Annotated in this window: 16 protein-coding genes and 1 riboswitch; of the genes, 9 read left to right on the plus strand and 7 right to left on the minus strand. The window is 63.4% G+C overall.

Going from position 1 to position 16,192, the window contains the following annotated elements:
• Positions 1 to 106 precede the first annotated feature (106 nt).
• Positions 107 to 1,810: a hypothetical protein gene (locus tag QZ964_RS02540; protein WP_292528513.1), complete on the plus strand. Its 1,704-nt coding sequence runs from the start codon at positions 107 to 109 to the stop codon at positions 1,808 to 1,810.
• Between the two features lie 45 nt (positions 1,811 to 1,855).
• On the opposite strand, the gene QZ964_RS02545 is transcribed toward QZ964_RS02540, so the two are convergent.
• Positions 1,856 to 2,656, minus strand: coding sequence for an enoyl-CoA hydratase-related protein (locus tag QZ964_RS02545; protein WP_292528515.1), 801 nt, complete (start codon positions 2,654 to 2,656; stop codon positions 1,856 to 1,858).
• A gap of 283 nt (positions 2,657 to 2,939) precedes the next feature.
• Between QZ964_RS02545 and QZ964_RS02550 the strand changes: the two genes are divergently transcribed.
• The 6 genes from QZ964_RS02550 to QZ964_RS02575 all read left to right on the plus strand — a co-directional run bounded on the left by QZ964_RS02550 (position 2,940) and on the right by QZ964_RS02575 (position 9,398).
• A complete protein-coding gene (locus tag QZ964_RS02550) occupies positions 2,940 to 4,019 on the plus strand; it encodes an acyltransferase (protein WP_292528516.1) in 1,080 nt (359 codons plus the stop codon).
• A gap of 172 nt (positions 4,020 to 4,191) precedes the next feature.
• Positions 4,192 to 4,959, plus strand: coding sequence for an SGNH/GDSL hydrolase family protein (locus tag QZ964_RS02555; RefSeq protein ID WP_292528518.1), 768 nt, complete (start codon positions 4,192 to 4,194; stop codon positions 4,957 to 4,959).
• A gap of 35 nt (positions 4,960 to 4,994) precedes the next feature.
• Entirely contained in the window at positions 4,995 to 5,684 is a 690-nt protein-coding gene (locus QZ964_RS02560; protein ID WP_292528519.1) for an RluA family pseudouridine synthase, read from the plus strand.
• A 61-nt stretch (positions 5,685 to 5,745) separates the two neighbouring features.
• Entirely contained in the window at positions 5,746 to 7,281 is a 1,536-nt protein-coding gene (locus QZ964_RS02565) for a TldD/PmbA family protein (protein ID WP_292528521.1), read from the plus strand.
• A gap of 3 nt (positions 7,282 to 7,284) precedes the next feature.
• Positions 7,285 to 8,619: a TldD/PmbA family protein gene (locus QZ964_RS02570; protein ID WP_292528523.1), complete on the plus strand. Its 1,335-nt coding sequence runs from the start codon at positions 7,285 to 7,287 to the stop codon at positions 8,617 to 8,619.
• 26 nt (positions 8,620 to 8,645) lie between these two features.
• Entirely contained in the window at positions 8,646 to 9,398 is a 753-nt protein-coding gene (locus tag QZ964_RS02575) for an MBL fold metallo-hydrolase (RefSeq protein WP_292528525.1), read from the plus strand.
• 69 nt (positions 9,399 to 9,467) lie between these two features.
• Here the strand turns inward: QZ964_RS02575 and QZ964_RS02580 are convergent, their stop codons facing one another.
• Together QZ964_RS02580 and QZ964_RS02585 are read right to left on the minus strand one after the other, a co-directional pair.
• Positions 9,468 to 10,469 (minus strand): c-type cytochrome, encoded by a 1,002-nt coding sequence (locus tag QZ964_RS02580; RefSeq protein WP_292528527.1) that lies wholly within the window; start codon positions 10,467 to 10,469, stop codon positions 9,468 to 9,470.
• Positions 10,470 to 10,473: 4 nt separating this feature from the next.
• The gene (locus tag QZ964_RS02585; RefSeq protein WP_292528529.1) at positions 10,474 to 11,631 is read right to left on the minus strand and encodes a 2'-deoxycytidine 5'-triphosphate deaminase; all 1,158 of its coding nucleotides are present in this window, start codon (positions 11,629 to 11,631) and stop codon (positions 10,474 to 10,476) included.
• Between the two features lie 169 nt (positions 11,632 to 11,800).
• On the opposite strand from QZ964_RS02585, the gene QZ964_RS02590 reads away from it, so the two are divergent.
• Complete coding sequence (locus QZ964_RS02590; protein WP_292528531.1) at positions 11,801 to 13,294, plus strand: vanadium-dependent haloperoxidase; 1,494 nt, start codon at positions 11,801 to 11,803, stop codon at positions 13,292 to 13,294.
• A gap of 102 nt (positions 13,295 to 13,396) precedes the next feature.
• Positions 13,397 to 13,475, plus strand: a riboswitch (SAM riboswitch).
• Positions 13,476 to 13,551: 76 nt separating this feature from the next.
• Complete coding sequence (locus QZ964_RS02595; RefSeq protein WP_292528532.1) at positions 13,552 to 14,757, plus strand: O-succinylhomoserine sulfhydrylase; 1,206 nt, start codon at positions 13,552 to 13,554, stop codon at positions 14,755 to 14,757.
• 3 nt (positions 14,758 to 14,760) lie between these two features.
• Here the strand turns inward: QZ964_RS02595 and QZ964_RS02600 are convergent, their stop codons facing one another.
• The 4 genes from QZ964_RS02600 to QZ964_RS02615 form a co-directional block, all read right to left on the minus strand.
• Positions 14,761 to 14,898 (minus strand): hypothetical protein, encoded by a 138-nt coding sequence (locus tag QZ964_RS02600; protein ID WP_292528534.1) that lies wholly within the window; start codon positions 14,896 to 14,898, stop codon positions 14,761 to 14,763.
• A 113-nt stretch (positions 14,899 to 15,011) separates the two neighbouring features.
• Entirely contained in the window at positions 15,012 to 15,419 is a 408-nt protein-coding gene (locus tag QZ964_RS02605) for a hypothetical protein (RefSeq protein WP_292528535.1), read from the minus strand.
• Between the two features lie 4 nt (positions 15,420 to 15,423).
• Positions 15,424 to 15,654: a hypothetical protein gene (locus QZ964_RS02610; RefSeq protein WP_292528537.1), complete on the minus strand. Its 231-nt coding sequence runs from the start codon at positions 15,652 to 15,654 to the stop codon at positions 15,424 to 15,426.
• Between the two features lie 113 nt (positions 15,655 to 15,767).
• Entirely contained in the window at positions 15,768 to 16,133 is a 366-nt protein-coding gene (locus tag QZ964_RS02615) for a DUF2946 family protein (RefSeq protein WP_292528539.1), read from the minus strand.
• Positions 16,134 to 16,192: the final 59 nt, after the last annotated feature.

Genomic DNA, 16,192 nt, shown 5'->3' on the forward strand with positions numbered 1-16,192 from the left:
ACTCGGCGCGCCGCGCCGAATTCCGGCTGCGACGAAAGCACGCGCCTCTTTACCTTAAGAGCGCCCCATGCAACCTCCTGTGCCTCCGCCTCATCAGGGCTTTCCGATGCGCAGGTCCATCGTCGCCGGCGTCGTTACGTCGCTGTCGCTCGCGAGCATCGCTTTTTCTTCGCGGGCCGCCGGCGAGAAACCGCTGACGCTCGACAATATCGTCTTCACGATCGGCGCGACGACCTATCGTATCCCGCACATTGAAATTGAAGACGCAGGCCTGCCGTTCGCGGAACTGGCCACGTTGTTCTTGAACGGCGACGCGAATGTCGCGGCGCGGCTCGCGCGGGTTTCGGCGCGGCGAATCGCCGTGCCGGCGATGTCGAGCGAAAGCCGCAATGAGTCGCGCGTCGCGCGCGCCGCCTATCGCAAGCTGGAATTTGAGAATGTCGTTTCCGGGCGTGCGGCGATCATGCGCGCCGACGGCGGCGAAGAGACGATCGAATCCGCAAAAGGCGGCGTTCAGCGCCTTTATTGGGGCGTCTCGGCCGCGAAAGGCGTCGATTTCGCAGCGATCGCACGTCTCGGCGCAACCCTCAACGAGGCCGACACGCCGTTGACGCCTTTGGTCGACGAGGAAGTCGTCGAATCGACGCGTCTCGAAGATGCCGGCGCCAATCTGGTCATGACAACAGGCCGCTTGAAGATTGCGGGCGCGCGCGGACGCGCGCTGCAGACGCCCGCTGGTAAACTCGTCGAGCGATTGGAGAAGCTCGATGTAGCGAAACCAGAGGACGACGCCACGCTGATGCGCGATCTCCTCGACGCGCTCCAATCTTTTGAGGCCGCATCGATCGACATCGACAATGTCGCCGCGACCGGCAAAGGAGACCCCGCGGCAAGGCCGTTTACGTCGAAGATCGCGCGCTTTGGCATCCGCAAAGCTGCGGGCGCCGGCGCCGGGGAAATATTTATTGAAGATTTTTCGCTCGCCGCATCGGACGGCGGCAATCTATGGGTGAAGCGATTGACGCTGAATGAATTGCAGTTCGCCCCGGTTTTGCAGGGCGGCGCCTATCCCAGGCTCGCGCGCTTCGATATGCACGGCGCCGCCGCCGATTTGCCCGATCCCCAGACCGGCGAAACGTCGCGAATTAAATTCAGCGTCGACAACGCCAGCGCGACATTCGGCAATTATCTTGAAACGACGCCGACGAAATTCACCGGCAGCATCGACAATTTCGTCGTCGATCTCGCGGCACGCGGCGAAACGCAGACGACGGCGCATTTCCTGGCGCTGGGCTATCGCGAACTTGCGCTCTCCGGACTCGCCGCCGGCGAATGGCGCGAGACGACGTCCGAAGCGGCGTTAGGGCCTGTCGCGATCGACGCGAAGGACATGGGCGCGGCGCGCCTCTCGGCGCTCTTCGGCAATGTGTCGAGCGCGGCATTCTCGTCGTCGCCAATTGTTTCGCGCGCGGCGACGCTCGCAACGTCGATCAAGTCGCTCGATGTCGCGCTCGAAGGCGGTGGTCTCGTCGATCGCGTGCTGGCTTTGGAAGCAAAAGAGCAGAAAACTTCGGTCGACAAGGCGCGGACCGATTACGCCAAGGCCGCGGCGACGGCGATCGCCACGCTCGTCGGCGCCGGCGCCAACGCCAGACGATTAGCCGAAGCGGTTTCAGCCTATATCGAGAAGCCGAAGCGCTTGCATCTACGTATTGTGGCCCCAAAAGGCGTCAATGCGCTTGATGTGTTGACGCGAAAGCCCGGCGAAATTCTGGAGAGCCTCGAAGTCGAGGCGAGCGCGGACCGATGATGATGCGCCAGAGCGCGCGCAGCCTGCTTCAAGACCCGAAGGACTTCAGCGCCCCGAAAAATTCGGCGCGCGCTTCTCGAGAAAGGCGACGCGTCCCTCCATATAGTCGGCGCTGTCGAAACAGGCGCTCGCCAGAGCTTCGCACTGTTCATGCGACGGCGCTCCCGGCAATCGTCCCGCGGCGCGGATCGCCGCCTTGGCGGCGCGCAAGGTCAGAGGCGCGCCGGCGGCGATCGTTTCGGCGAGCGCATGCACGCCCCCTTCGAAACTTTCCGGGGCCGACAGCCGGCTGACGAAGCCGCGCTCTTGGGCTTCGGCGGCGGTCAGGCGGCGCGCGGTGTAAAAGAGATCGAACGCCAGTTGCAGCCCGACCGCGGCGACGACATAGGCCATCGCCGCCGGCGGATAGCCGACGCCGAGTTTCGCCGCCGGAATCGCAAAAACCGCATGCGCATCGGCCACTCGCAGATCGCAAGCCGCAGCGATTCCGAAGCCGCCGCCCATGCAGAATCCCGACACCGCCGCGATCGTCGGCTTGGACAGATTGGAAATCGCGTCAAAAGCCTCGACATTGGCTTTCTCATAAGCGCGCCCGCCTTCTCTTGTCGCGCGCAAGGTAGCGAATTCGCTGATGTCGGCGCCGGCGCAAAACGACATGCCCGGCGCGCCGCTGATCACAAGGACGCGCGCCTCCTCGGCGGCGTCGATGTCTCGCATCAGCGACGGCAGCGCGCGCCACATCTCAAAGTCGAAGGCGTTTCGCTTGGCGGGATTGTCGATGTAGAGCCGCGCGACGCCGAAATTCACCGTGACGCGCAGCTTGGGTGTCGGAGACAGAATCGCCATTGTTCCTCGCGAGCAAATTTTCGAACGTCGTCAGATCGCTTGTTCAGCCTGGCTAGAACTGAGCGATTAGATCACACATGCCAAACACGCCAAGACCACGGACGCGCAAAGCGACGAGCCGCCCATGCGCGACGCGCCAGCGCCCGCCATGCTGCGATGCGCGACCGAATGCCGCGGCGCGCCACAGCCTCCCGCGACCTCATGCCACAATATTCCGCACGCTTGATCGAGATAATCTCGACGGCGCTTAGTCATGAAACCTCCCCCAAGAATCGGAGCGGCAATGGCGATGGGAACGGATAGATTCGCGTCTCCGGGAGCGTTGCGGCTGACTTTAGCCTTCGCCGTCTTTCTTCACCACACGACCAGTTTCAACCTCGGTATGTCGGCCGTGCTGATTTTTTTCGTGCTGAGCGGCTACTGGGTCGCGGCGATGTGGAAGAACACCTATTCGAGAACGACGTCGGCCTATTTTACCTACCTCGTTTCGCGCGTGTGGCGCATCGCGCCGGTTTTCGCTCTCTGTTCTGCGATCGCCTGGGCGCTGCTGCTCTGGCGCGGCGACGCGCCCGTCGCCTTCGGCGGGCTGATTCATCAGCTCTTCTCCAACATCATGATCCTCGGCTACAGCACGCTGCCGTTCCAGGCGAACATTCCCGGCTGGTCGCTGGACGTGGAATTGCAGTTCTATCTTATCGCGCCGGCGATCATTTTTCTCATTTCAAAGAACATCCATCTGTTGCTGATTTGCCTTCTGATCTCGGCCGGCGCGCCTTGGCTCGGCGGATCCGCCACGGTTGCGCCTTTCCTTTTGTTTTTTGGAATCGGCGTCGCGGCGGCGAGCCACGAATTGAAGCCCGATCGCGGCTTCGCCTATCGCGCGTTGTTCACGACGCTCGCGACGATATTCCTCTGCTCGCTGATCTTCGCCAAGGACATTATGCTCGGCGAAAAGCAAGAGCTGCTCGCCTTCAGCGATAAGACGAATCTTTTGATCGCGGTGATGATGACGCCCTGGGCGCTCTACACGACGCGGCAGCCGAGCGCTTCGACCGACAGAATGTTCGGCGAACTCTCCTATATTTTCTATCTGCTGCATTGGTCGGTGATCGGCGCGCTCAAAACCGGCGAAGGGTCCTACACTGATCGAATTCTGCTCTGCTCCGAGGCATTCGTCATCATCCTCGTCGCGTCCTACCTGATCTGGTGCCTGTTCGATCGGCCGATCAATAAATTGCGGGCCGCCTGGGTGTCCGGCCGGCTTCTGACTCCTTCGCCGCCGCCTCTGGCGGCGCCCGCGGGCGTCATGTCGGCGATCGCATCGAGCGCGCTGCGAAACCGAGGACCTGGGCATTTCGCATAGAGCGCGCCCCAGCCTTTTGAGATCGATGAATTTGTCCGCCCGCGCGCGATTCCGTCAAACCGCGGTCTGATCTGGGCGCTTTAGGAAGGTTCGGACGGCCCGGCGCGAAGCCGACCAACCACGCCACGTCGCGAAATTTGCGCGAGTCCAGTCAGCGGGCTATGGGTGCCCCATGTTCCCGGGCGCGCAGAGACTGGCGTTTGTTCTGGCCGTCACAGGCGGTCTATCGCTTCTCAGCCTCAAGCGCTCGGATGAGCCCTCGGTTGACTGCGCGACGGTCAACGGCGGCGACGGCGACTACAACATCCTTGTCGTCGGCGAGTCCTGGGCCTCCGACGGCAAGCTGCTGCCCGAACTGCCGCGCGCCGTTTCCGAGCGGCTTCAAGGTCGCGGCGTCAAAGCCTGCAGCATCGGCTTTGCGGGCCGAAACTCGCGGTTGCTCTATTCTGAACTACGCGAGAAATTTCCAAGAGAGAACCTCTATCGCCTTTTTGCGGATAAGACGCCCGACAAAGTCGTTCTCATGAACGGCGTCAATGATGAAATCCAGCACGTCGGCGCATCGGCCTATGTCGAATATACGAAAAAGCTCGTCGAGTATTTCTCCGACGTCGATGACGTTGAAATCATTTCGATCCCGCGCGTCAACGAGCGCAGATTCAAACCGCCCAATCTCTACAGCGCCGTCAAGCGCTCCATATTGAGCTGCTTCTATGATGAGTGCCAGCTGCAGGTGAACGACCTCTATCGGGTCGCGCTTTGGCGCGACCATCCCGAACTCAACGTGATCGAATATGACGATTTCATCGACAGATACGAGGGAAACGAGCGGCGCTACACCGCCGACGGCGTGCATCTGACCGACGAATATTTCCACAAATATGGCGCGTTTATCGGCGGCGCGGTTTCGCTCGGAAAGGACAAGCGGGCGGGTACCTAGCGCTCTTTATCGCGTCGCCCTGCTATAAGCCGGTCATGGACCTCCTCTCTCGCCTGCTTCACCGTGACGGGCTGATGCTGATCATCGACAAGCCGGCGGGCGTCGCCGTGCATCGCGGCCCGAAAGGCGGCCCGAGTCTTGAAGACGCCTTCGATCAGCTCCGCTTCGGCCTGCCGCGACCGCCAGCATTGGCGCACCGGCTCGACAAGGACACCTCCGGCTGCCTCGTTCTCGGGCGCCATCGCAAAGCGCTGGAACGTCTCGGCAGCCTGTTCAAAGCTGGCCGCGTGGGCAAGACCTATTGGGCGGTGGTGGAGGGCGCGCCGGCGGGCGAGCAAGGCGAGATCGACCTAGCGCTCGGACGGCTTGACGCAGCGCGCGGCTGGTGGATGCGGCCGGACCCACTTGGCTTGCCGGCGCGCACATCCTGGCGCGTGCTTGGCAGAAGCGCCGACGGAGGGCTGGCCATGATCGAATTTGCACCACACACCGGCCGCACGCACCAAATTCGCGTGCATGCGCAAGCGATGGGCTGGCCGATTCTCGGCGATCCGATCTATGGCTCAGGTCGACGCGAGAATTCAGGGCCGCTACATCTTCATGCGCGCGCAGTGAGCGTACCGATGCAGGACGGCAAGCCGCCCGTCGAAGCTGTCGCCGCGCCGCCCACACATATGTCAGATGCGCTCGCCGACTGCGGTTGGCGCGGCGAAGCGAACCCGTAACGCAGCGATTGCAAATCCCGGCTGAAGCGCCCAACATATTCGGGGCAGTCTGGAGCGACACATGGCGGCGGCCGCCACGCATTCACCGTTGGATTCCTCTTGCCGGAGCCGTAGCGCCTTTGCGCTCGACCGCGCGCTGCTCTACGATCTCGCCGATCTTGCGCTCACCGCCGCGCGGCAAAGCGGCGCCGACTACGCCGACCTCAGGATCGGCGAAACGCGGCGCGAATACGCCTTCGCCAAGGACGACCGGCTGGAGAGTTTCGACGAGCGCGCCTCGCAGGGGTTTGGCCTGCGCGTGCTGCTCGACGGCTGCTGGGGATTTTATGGCGCGCGCCGGCTCGATCCGCTCAGTCTGCGCAACGGCGTCGAGCGGGCGCTGGAGAACGCCCGCGCCGTGAAGCGGATACAATTCCAGCCGATCGAGCTCGAGCGCCTGCCCGCCCGTGAGGCCGAATGGATCATGCCCATGGGCGTCGACCCATTCGACGTGCCCCCTGGCGAAAAAGCCGACCTGCTGCTTTCGATCATCGCCAGCGCGCGCGATCATGGCGCGGATTTTTGTTCGGCGTCGCTCTCGGCGGCCTGCGAAGAGCGATTCTTCGCCAACAGCCTTGGCAGCCGAATTCATCAGACGCGCACGCGCGTCGCGCCGAACTTTCAAGCGACCGCCATCGATCGCGCGAGCGGCCGTTTCGCGACGCGCGACTGCCTTACGCCGGCGCGCGGGGCCGGCTGGGACTATGTCGTCGGCGCCGGCCTGATCGAGGAGGCCGCGCAGGCGGGCGAACAGGCGCGCGCGAAACTTGACGCCAAGACGGTGACGCCGGGCGATTACGACGTCGTAATCGACCCGACGAATCTGTGGCTGACGATCCATGAGACCGTCGGCCATTCGACCGAACTCGATCGCGTGCTCGGCTGGGAGGCGAATTTCGCCGGAACGAGCTTCATCAAACCCCATATGCTCAATGAATTGCGGTTCGGCTCGAAGCTGATGACGATCGTCGCCGACCGCGCCCAACCCGGCGCGCTCGCCACGATCGGCTATGACGACGACGGGGCCCCTGCCGAGGCTGCCGAATTTTGCATCGTCGAAGAAGGCGTGTTTAAGAATTTCCAGATGGCGCTGGGACAGGCGCATCTCATCGGCCTGTCGCATTCGAACGGCTGCGCCTATGCGGACAGCCCGACGACGTTCCCGATTCAGCGCATGCCGAATATTTCTCTCAAGCCGAACCCTCAGAAATGCGCCTTCAATGATCTCATCAGCGACGTAGAGAATGGAATCTACGTCGTCGGGGCCGGCAGTTGGAGCATCGATCAGCAGCGCGACAATTTCCAGTTCGGCGGACAGCTCTTTTATGAGATCAAGAACGGCAAGCTTGGCGCTCTGCTGCGCGATGGCGCCTATCAGGGGCGCACCACGCAATTCTGGAATTCTCTATCAGGCCTGTGCGACGCGAGCGCCTATCATCTCGACGGCACCTTCACCTGCGGCAAGGCCGAGCCAGTGCAGCTGGCTCCGGTCTCGCATGGCAGCCCACCGGCGCTCTTTCGCAACGTGCGCGTGCTGAATACGAGCGACGACGCATAGCGCATGTTTCTTTCTTCAGACGACGCAAAGTCGATCGCCGACAAGGTTCTTGCGCGCTCCAAAGCCGACGCCTGCACCGTGCAGATTCAGGGCGGCTTGGACCACAGTCTGCGCTTCGCGCGCGGCGGCGCCACGACCAATCTTGCGAGCGCGGAAGCCAATCTGCGCATCTCGTCACATATTGGCGGGCGCATCGGCGCCTGCAGCATCTCCCGTTTCGACGACGAGGCGCTGGCGACCGCTGTCGCGCGCTCGGAAGAGATCGCGCGCATGTTGCCTGTTGATCCCGATTATGTCGGGCCGCTCGGCCCGCAGAATTACGGCTTCTCCAACCGCTATGACGAGGCGACCGCGAACTTGCGCCTCGACGCGCTCGCCGACGCCTCGGCGCGGGTCATCGAGGAAGGCGCCCGAATCGGCGTCGACACCTTCGGCTGCGCGACGACCGCAAGGCGGTTCGGCGCCTTCGCCACAAGCGCAGGCCTCTTCGCCTATGAGCGGCGTAGCGAGATCGATTTATCAGCGACGGCGCGCAATCGCGCCGACGCCTGGTCGGGCTGGGCAGGCGCGCATCACTTCTTCGCCGATCGTCTCGACGCCGAACGAATCGCGCGCGTCGCTTGCGCCAAGGGCGCGCATGACGCAACCCCTGTCGATCTCGAACCTGGCGCCTATACGGTGGTTCTCGAGCCGGACGCCACGGCCGAACTCGCCTTTTGGCTTATCAGAGCGATGGAGGCGCGCGCGGCGGACGAGGGCAGAAGCTTCTTTGCGCGTCCTGGCGGCGGCGCGCCGATCGGCGAAAAGCTGTTCGACGAAAAGCTCACGATCCGGGTCGATCCCGCCGATCCCTTGGCGCCGGAAGCCGCGGTCGGCTTCGAAGGCCTGCCGCATCGCGCCCGCGCCTTCGTTGAAAATGGCGTTGTTGCGACGCTCTATCGGTCGCGCGCCTGGGCGCAGAAGACGGGCGCTGAGCCAATTCCTTTCGCGCGCAACTTCGTGATGTCGGGCGGCGATGCTTCGATCGACGACATGGTCCGCTCGGTGCGGCGTGGCGTTCTGGTGACGAGGTTTTGGTACACCAATGTCGTCGAACCCAAGAGCCTGCTGCTCACCGGCCTCACGCGGGACGGTAATTTTCTCATCGAAAACGGGCGCATCGTCGCGCCGATGCGCAACATGCGCTTCAATCAGCGACTGGGCGAGCTCTTCGCCAACATTAAGGCGCTCGGTCCAACGCGCCGGACCTGGCGCGCGGCGGGCGAAGGCGGCGCGCCGGCGGCGCCGACGATGCTCGTCGAAGGCTTCAATTTCTCGTCGAAGTCGAGCGGGATATAGAAGGCGATCAGCATCTGAGGTTAAGCATGGAAACGAAGGTCGACGAAATCGCTGAACGCATCTATCGCTTTTCGACTTTTGCGCCGGAGATCGCCGCCCCGGCCGGTTTCACCTTTAACCAGTTCCTTATCGACGCGGATGAGCCGCTCCTTTTTCATTGCGGCCCACGTTCGCTGTTTCCGCTGGTATCGAAGACGTTCGGCGCGATCATGCCGATTGAGCGGCTGCGCTGGATTTCTTTCGGCCACGTCGAAGCCGATGAATGCGGCGCAATGAATCTCTGGCTCGCTGCTGCACCGCGGGCGCAAGTGGTTCACGGCCAAACGGCCTGCATGGTGTCGCTCAACGATCTCGCCGACCGGCCGCCGCGCGCGCTCGCCGACGGCGAGACCATGGACATCGGCGGAAGGCGCGCGCGCTACATCGATACGCCGCATGTTCCGCATGCGTGGGAATCGGGGCTGATCTATGAGGAGACCACCCGCACCCTCTTTTGCGGCGATCTCTTCACGCAGATCGGCCAAGGGCCGGCGCTCGTCACGGAAAGCGTGCTCGAAGCCGCGATTGCGGCGGAGGACGCATTTCAGGCCACCTCGCTGACGCCGGCGACAGGCCCGACGATTCGCATGCTTGCGACGCTCGAGCCCCGTCGCCTCGCAGTGATGCACGGCTCGAGTTATGAGGGCGATTGCGCCGACCTTCTTTCGCGGCTCGCAGATTATCTTGAAGCGGCGCTTGCAGCGAAAAGCGGCCATCAAAAAGGGAAGGGTATAATCTAGGTCCGCCGCACGTACCCTCTCCTGAAAAGGAAGGGTCAGCGCCGAGCGCCGGGGCGGGTAAAATCTAATTCACCGCCCGCTGTTTGGATTGCGCACTTCCCCCCTTTCCTTCTCGATTTCCTTCAGCTTCGCGCGAATTGGCCCATAAGGCCCAAATTTATGCTGCTGCTCAGAAAAGCCGTCGGCGTAGGGACCGTAAGGCGTATCGATCGGCTTTTTCAAAAGGTCGGGAAAATCCTTTTCCAACCCGGCGCGATGCGGCCGCGGCTTTGAGATCATCAGCGCCGCGACGTCCCAAGCCTCTTCTGGCAAGAGCCGTGGATGCAGATAATCGACGCCGTCCGGCATGTTGGAATGGATGAAATTCGCCGCCGTGATCAGCCGCGCCATGCCGGCGCCGTCGTTGAAACTGTCCGATCCCCAGAGCGGCGGAAAGGCGTAGCCGGCGCCATGACCGGGTAGGCTGTTCTGCACGCCGGCGCCGTCGACGTTATGGCAGCCGATGCAGCGCGACTGGTAGATGTCGCGTCCGCGCGCGGGAGCCGCGGCGCGATCGAGTTCCGGCATCGTTCCAGCGCCGAGTCCCGAAAGCTTCTCATCCTTGCGCACGCCCTTCGACAGAAACTGGATATAGGCGACGATGGCGCGCATCGGTTCGGAAGACGCCGGCAAAGGCCGGCCGTTCATGCTGCGCGTCATGCAGGAGTTGATGCGCTCCTGTAGCGTGATCTCGGCGCCCGTGCGCGCGCTATAGGCGGGAAAGTCCTCGGCGAGCCCAAAGAGCGGCAGGCCGAATTTCTTCACGCCGGCATCGAGATGGCAGTTGCCGCAGGCAAGATTATTGCCCGCAAAGCGCTGCGCGGGGTCGGGCATGTCCGGACCGATATGGGAGTATGTCGCGGTGATGAGATCGCGCCCCTTGCGGATGAGCCGGCTGCGGGCGTCGTAGGGAAGAGCGTCGACTTGCGGAACCGACCAGAACGTCGGGCTCGATGCGCCGATCTCTTCGGCGGCGACGATTGTCGTGAGTGAAAGCGCGAAGAGCGCGCCGCCAATATGCGCGTTGCGCATCAGATCACTCCATCATGAAATGTTTCGAGAGCTTGAGCCCCTGCCCCTGATAATTCGATACGCCGCTTTGGCCGTAAAGCGCCTCTGGGGTTTCGGCCATACGTTCATAGACGAGGCGGCCGATGAACTGGCCGTCTTCGAGGATGAAGGGCACTTCACGCGAGCGGACTTCAAGAACGGCGCGGGCGCACGGTCGCCCGTCCGCGCCGGCGCCGAAGCCTGGATCGAAGAAACCGGCGTAATGCACCCGAAACTCGCCGATCGCAGCGTCCATCGGCGCCATTTCGGCGGCGAGATCGGGCGGAATGGCAAGTCGCTCACGGGACGCGAGAATGTAGAAGTCGCCGGGATCGAGGATCAGCCTTCCGTCGCGCGACGGCAAGCGGTCCCAGTAGTCGTCGATGCGATAGGCGCCGATGCGATCTACATCGATCACGTCGGTGTGCTTCTGCGCGCGATAGCCGATGACGCCGCCGAAGGCGTCCGCGTCGAGCGCAACACGCAGCACGACGCCGTCGCGCAGATTGAGCGGGCCGTCGACGAGCGGCGACTTCTTGTGCAAAGCCGCTAGCGCCGCATCGCCCAACGCGCCGCTTAGAGTTTCGCCGGGCGCTTGGCCGCGAAAACGCAATTGATTGAGCCGCGACCCCATGCGCGCGCGCACCGAAAAGCTGCGCGGCGATACTTCCGCGTAGAGCGGCCCGCAATATCCGGTCGCGACCTCGTCGAAGCGGTCGCCGCGATCCGTGATCAGCCGCGTGAAAATGTCGAGACGCCCCGTCGAGCTTTTCGGATTGGCGGCGCCGACGACAGAATCATCAAGCGCGAGGCTTTCCATCAGCGGCACGACATAGAAGCAGCCGCGCTCGAGAATGGCGCCCTCGCCCTCCAGCGACATCTCGTCATATTTCAGCGCGGAGAGGAGTTCGTCGACGCTGCGATGCTTGCCGGGCAGAAAGCTCGCGCGCACGCGGTAAGCCTTGGCGCCGAGCCGCAGATCGAGACTGGCCGGCTGAATCTGCCCATGCGCCAAAGGCGCCACAAGGCGGATTTGGCCGGCGTCGGCCATCGCCTGAATCTGCCGGCTGGAGAGCACGCCGGCGGCGGCCGTGACGAGAGTTTGATTCGCGCGATCTTCGATTGGCGCGGCGGGCGCGTTCATTTTTGTCCTAGCCGTGTTTCGTGAAATGGCGGGAGCTTACTCCGCAATCGACAAGCCTAAAAGCATAACGATCATTCATTCGCATGACGCGCCCTGTGCGCGAAGCGCGCAACATCATTTCAAACGAGCGTGATTACCGTTCGATTTCTAACTTTCGGGAGGCAGCATTATGCGCGATTACGTAATGCTTTGGAACGCAGTCGCTTTGGAGATGAATCGGCGCGATCACACGGGCAGGATGAACGCTAAGAACAACCGCGGTCCAACGGCAAGTTCTCGCGCCCTGGCCATCATTCACCTAGCGATGCATGACGCTTTTTTCGGGCTGACCGGGCGGCCGCCGATTGGCTCGGCGCTCGCAGGTTTGTCCGGCGCGATCAACGCATATTCCAATGTCGCGCCACACGCTCCCCAGCCGTGGAGCGCCGACAATGAAGGCGCAGCCGTTTCTGGCGCCGCAGCCGCGACATTGACCGCGCTTTACCCCGATTTCCGCACGCTCGTGGACGACATGTTGCGAGGATTTCAGTTCGGCGCCGGCAATCCCGCTTTCGACTTCGGCTTCAAGGTCGGCGCATCGATTGTGGCGGCCCGCAAAAACGATGGATCGGCAGATTCCGGCGGGGTCGATCCAATCGACGCCTATTGGCGCCATCGCGAAGATCCCACCGATTTCACCCAGGGGCTGCTCGGACCGAAATGGGGCGCCGTCACGCTCTTCTCGGCGGCCGCGATCCCGCCGCAGGCCGCGCATCCCGTGCCGCGCGCGGCCGCATATAACAAAGCGCATGATGAAGTCCGCGTGAAGGGTAGTAAGACTCCGACCCCCGGCACGCCAGGCGTCACCATAAGTCAGCGCTCGCCTTTTGAAACGATCGTCGGCCTTTACTGGGCCTACGACGGCGCTTCGCAGATCGGCACGCCTCCGCGACTTTATAACCAGATCGTGCGCGACATCATCGCGCGCAATATCACCGGATCGGATCGTGCGGCCGCATCGGCGCGCCTACTGGCGCTGATCAATGTCGCGATGGGCGATGCAGGCATAGCCGCCTGGTATTGGAAGTATCGCTATCAGTTTTGGCGGCCCATCCTCGGCATCCGTGAATATGATAATAGTTTCTGGTACAACAGAGACATTGTTTCATATCACCTCCATCGGCGTTGTGATCCTTGGTGGCTTCCGCTCGGCGCGCCCCGGACCAATGAGCCCGGAAAGCGCAGTTTCACGCCGCCGTTCCCCGCCTATCCTTCTGGGCATGCGACGTTTGGCGCGGCCTGTTTCGAAATTACCCGCAGGTTTTTTGGCGTGGCCCCGACCGCGGCCGACAATCTCGCTTTCAACCTTGTATCCGACGAGCTTGACGGACGCGCCATAAACGAAGATGGCGCGTATCGCGCGCTCCACCGGCGCCACTATGACTCGCTGCTGCAAGCGATGTTCGACAACTCCGTGAGCCGGGTCTACCTGGGCGTTCACTGGCGCTTCGACGGCATTGACGAAAGCGTCGCGAACCCGAGCGACATTCTCACGGATTCGTCCAATGTAGGCGGCGTGCCGATCGGCCGGGCGATCGCAAAGAACATCTTCGAGAACGGAATGACGAAGAGCGCCGCTGCGCAAGGGGTGGTGACGCCGATCAATCTGCCGGCCGTTCCTTAGCTGCGCAAAAACGAAGTGGCGTCGCTCGCGGCGCCACATCCTTCCTCTTAGGAGGGGTCGGTCGGGCTGTCTGTTGACAGAGTCCGGCCGATCGGCAATTTTGCGGATCGACGTGGTTATTTGAGCCGGCCGGCTTGCCGCCACGAAAAACAACGCGCTAAAAGGCCGGGTCTCCCCAAGGAAACCCCGCTTTTTGCGCAGCTGCGCCATTCGGCGCGCATCAAGGGAATGGCGCGACTGCGCCCAAGGGAGAACCAATGTCCGCCGACGCCCCGCCGCGCAGGCCGCTCAAACCCGCGACGCAACTCGTGCATGGCGGGACGCAGCGCTCTTCATTCGGCGAGCTGTCGGAGGCGCTCTACCTCACGCAGAGCTTCGTCTATCCGACGATGGAGGCGGCCGAGGCGCGCTTCAAGGGCGACGAGCCGGGCTTCATCTATTCGCGGTTTTCGAACCCGACCGTGGCGATGTTCGAGCAGCGCATGTGCCTTTTGGAGGGCGCCGACGCCGCCCGCGCCACGGCGAGCGGCATGGCGGCGGTGACCGCAAGCCTGCTCGCCCAGCTCAAGGCGGGCGACCATGTGGTTTCGGCGCGCGCGCTTTTCGGCTCCTGCCTCTATGTCGTCGAGGACCTGCTGCCGCGGCTGGGAATCCCTTCGACGCTCGTAGACGGGGCCGACCTCCAACAATGGAAGGCGGCCGTCCGTCCTGAAACGAAGCTGTTCTTTCTCGAAAGCCCGACCAACCCGGGCCTTGAGGTCTATGACCTCAAGGCGATCGCCGACATTGCGCATGAGGCCGGCGCAAAGCTCGTCGTCGACAATGTCTTCGCGACGCCGCTGTTGCAGAAGCCCTTCGACTTCGGCGCCGACGTCGTCGTCTATTCGGCAACCAAGCACATCGACGGCCAAGGCCGGTGTCTTGGCGGCGTGATTTTGGCCTCGCAGGCGCTGATCGAAGAGAGCGTCCACAATTTTCTGCGCCAGACCGGACCGGCAATGTCGCCGTTCAACGCCTGGGTGATGCTTAAAGGGCTGGAAACCTTGCCGCTGCGCGTCGCCCAGCAGACCGCAAGCGCCGCTAGGATCGCCGACTTCCTGGCCGAAGAGAAGGCCGTCAGCCGCGTGCTTTATCCGTTCCGCGCCGATCACCCCCAGGTCGATCTGGCGCGCCGCCAGATGTCGGGGGGCGGCACGCTAGTGAGCTTCGATATGGCGGGCGGCAAGGCCGCCGCCTTCCGCCTCGCCAATGCGCTCGACGTGATCAAGATTTCAAACAATCTCGGCGACGCGAAAAGCCTCATCACCCACCCGGCGACGACGACCCATCAGCGGCTGACGCCGGAGGCGCGCGCCGCGCTCGGCATCGGCGACGGTCTGCTGCGTCTTTCGGTGGGTCTCGAGGACGCCGATGATCTCATCGACGATCTCGCGCGGGGGCTTTGGGCCGCCGCGCGCGCCTGAGCATCACCGCGGCGCGCTGGCCCGTCTTTCTTTTCGGACTGGAATTTTCGCTTCCTGCATCGCGCATTCGGCGACGAAGTAGGATGCGGCGAGTATGGCGCTAAGCGTCTCAAGCACGACGCCGGTGATCAGTTCGTTCATCAGTATGCCCTCGAGAAGCGTTCGCTGCGGAAATGCGAAAAAATCGACGCGGCGGCCCACGGCGGCGGCGCGAGAAGAGGTTCGACGCCGACGCGAGCCGTTCGCCACACAAGCTAAGCCGCCGGCGGCGCGCGCGGGCGGTGAGCTGGGCTGGGACGGGGCGTCGGCGCGACGCAGTCCGCCACCGTCCGCGCGAGCTTGAAGCTCGGGACGGGCGTCGCGCCGATCGGGCCGGGCCGCGCCGCAAGAGGCGCAAGACCGCTGCAAAACGCCTGGCAGAGGTTGCAGGCGGAGCGATCGTCTTTGGGGCCCAGCCGCCCCGCAAGCGCGTCGGGTTGGGAGGACCCCGACGCGAAACAGATAAAGAGTTGAGCGACCAGGCGGCGGCCGACGCCCGATTCGGCGACGCCCCGCGCGAGCGGCGCGACGGCGAAGAGCGACGCCGCCAGAAACAGCAGCGTCGCGCCGAACCCGGCGCCCGCGCGAGGCGGCGACGCAAATCTGGACGCCGACGGCGACATCGATTTAGGTCGCGTCGGTCAAAGGCCGCGAAAATCTCGCGCGGCGTTCGAGGTCGATGAGGCGAATGACGCGCTGGTCATTGCCGCGCCAGAGCGGCGTCGACGGCACGATGGCGGCGAGCGCCGCCATGCCGGGCGCATGACCCGGCTGCGCGCGCTCGCCCTCGATGAGAGATTCGAGCGTCGCGCCGGCGACGACGCTTTCCTTGCCGCTCGGCTTACGTTTGCGAAACATGGGCTTACTCCCGATCCGCCGCTTTGATGCGGCGTTGTCCTTAAGCTGCGCCCCATGCTGTGCGCGCCCGGAGTCCGGGCTGCGCGCAAAGCGACGCGACAGTCTGCGAAGGATCAGGAGTTGGCTGGCGGCGCTCGGGCCTGTCTTGAATAATCCAGCGGGGGGGTCGGCAGGGCGCGGTCCGCCACCGTCCAATCAAGCGCTGTCCATTGGACGGGCGCCTTGCCAAGAAAAATGACGCGCGCGGCAAGCGGCGCAACGCCATCGCAATGGTTTTGACAAAACAGACAGACGTCCCGGTGGCCCTTCGCGTGGTCCGGCGCCTGCGATTGGTCGCTCGAGGCGACATCGGTCACGCAAAATTCGCTGAGGAAGTCGCCGGCGCCCATTCGCGTCGCGACATGCGCCGCCGCAGGCGCGAAGGCCTGAACGGCCAGCGCGAGCGCGAACAGCAGAACTGTCAGCCAGTTGCGACGCATTAAATCTTAAGCCCAGGAGTCGGCGCGCATGCGGAATTCACATGCGCACCACGATGTAA

The organism is Methylocystis sp., assembly GCF_021731785.1.
GTDB lineage: Bacteria > Pseudomonadota > Alphaproteobacteria > Rhizobiales > Beijerinckiaceae > Methylocystis.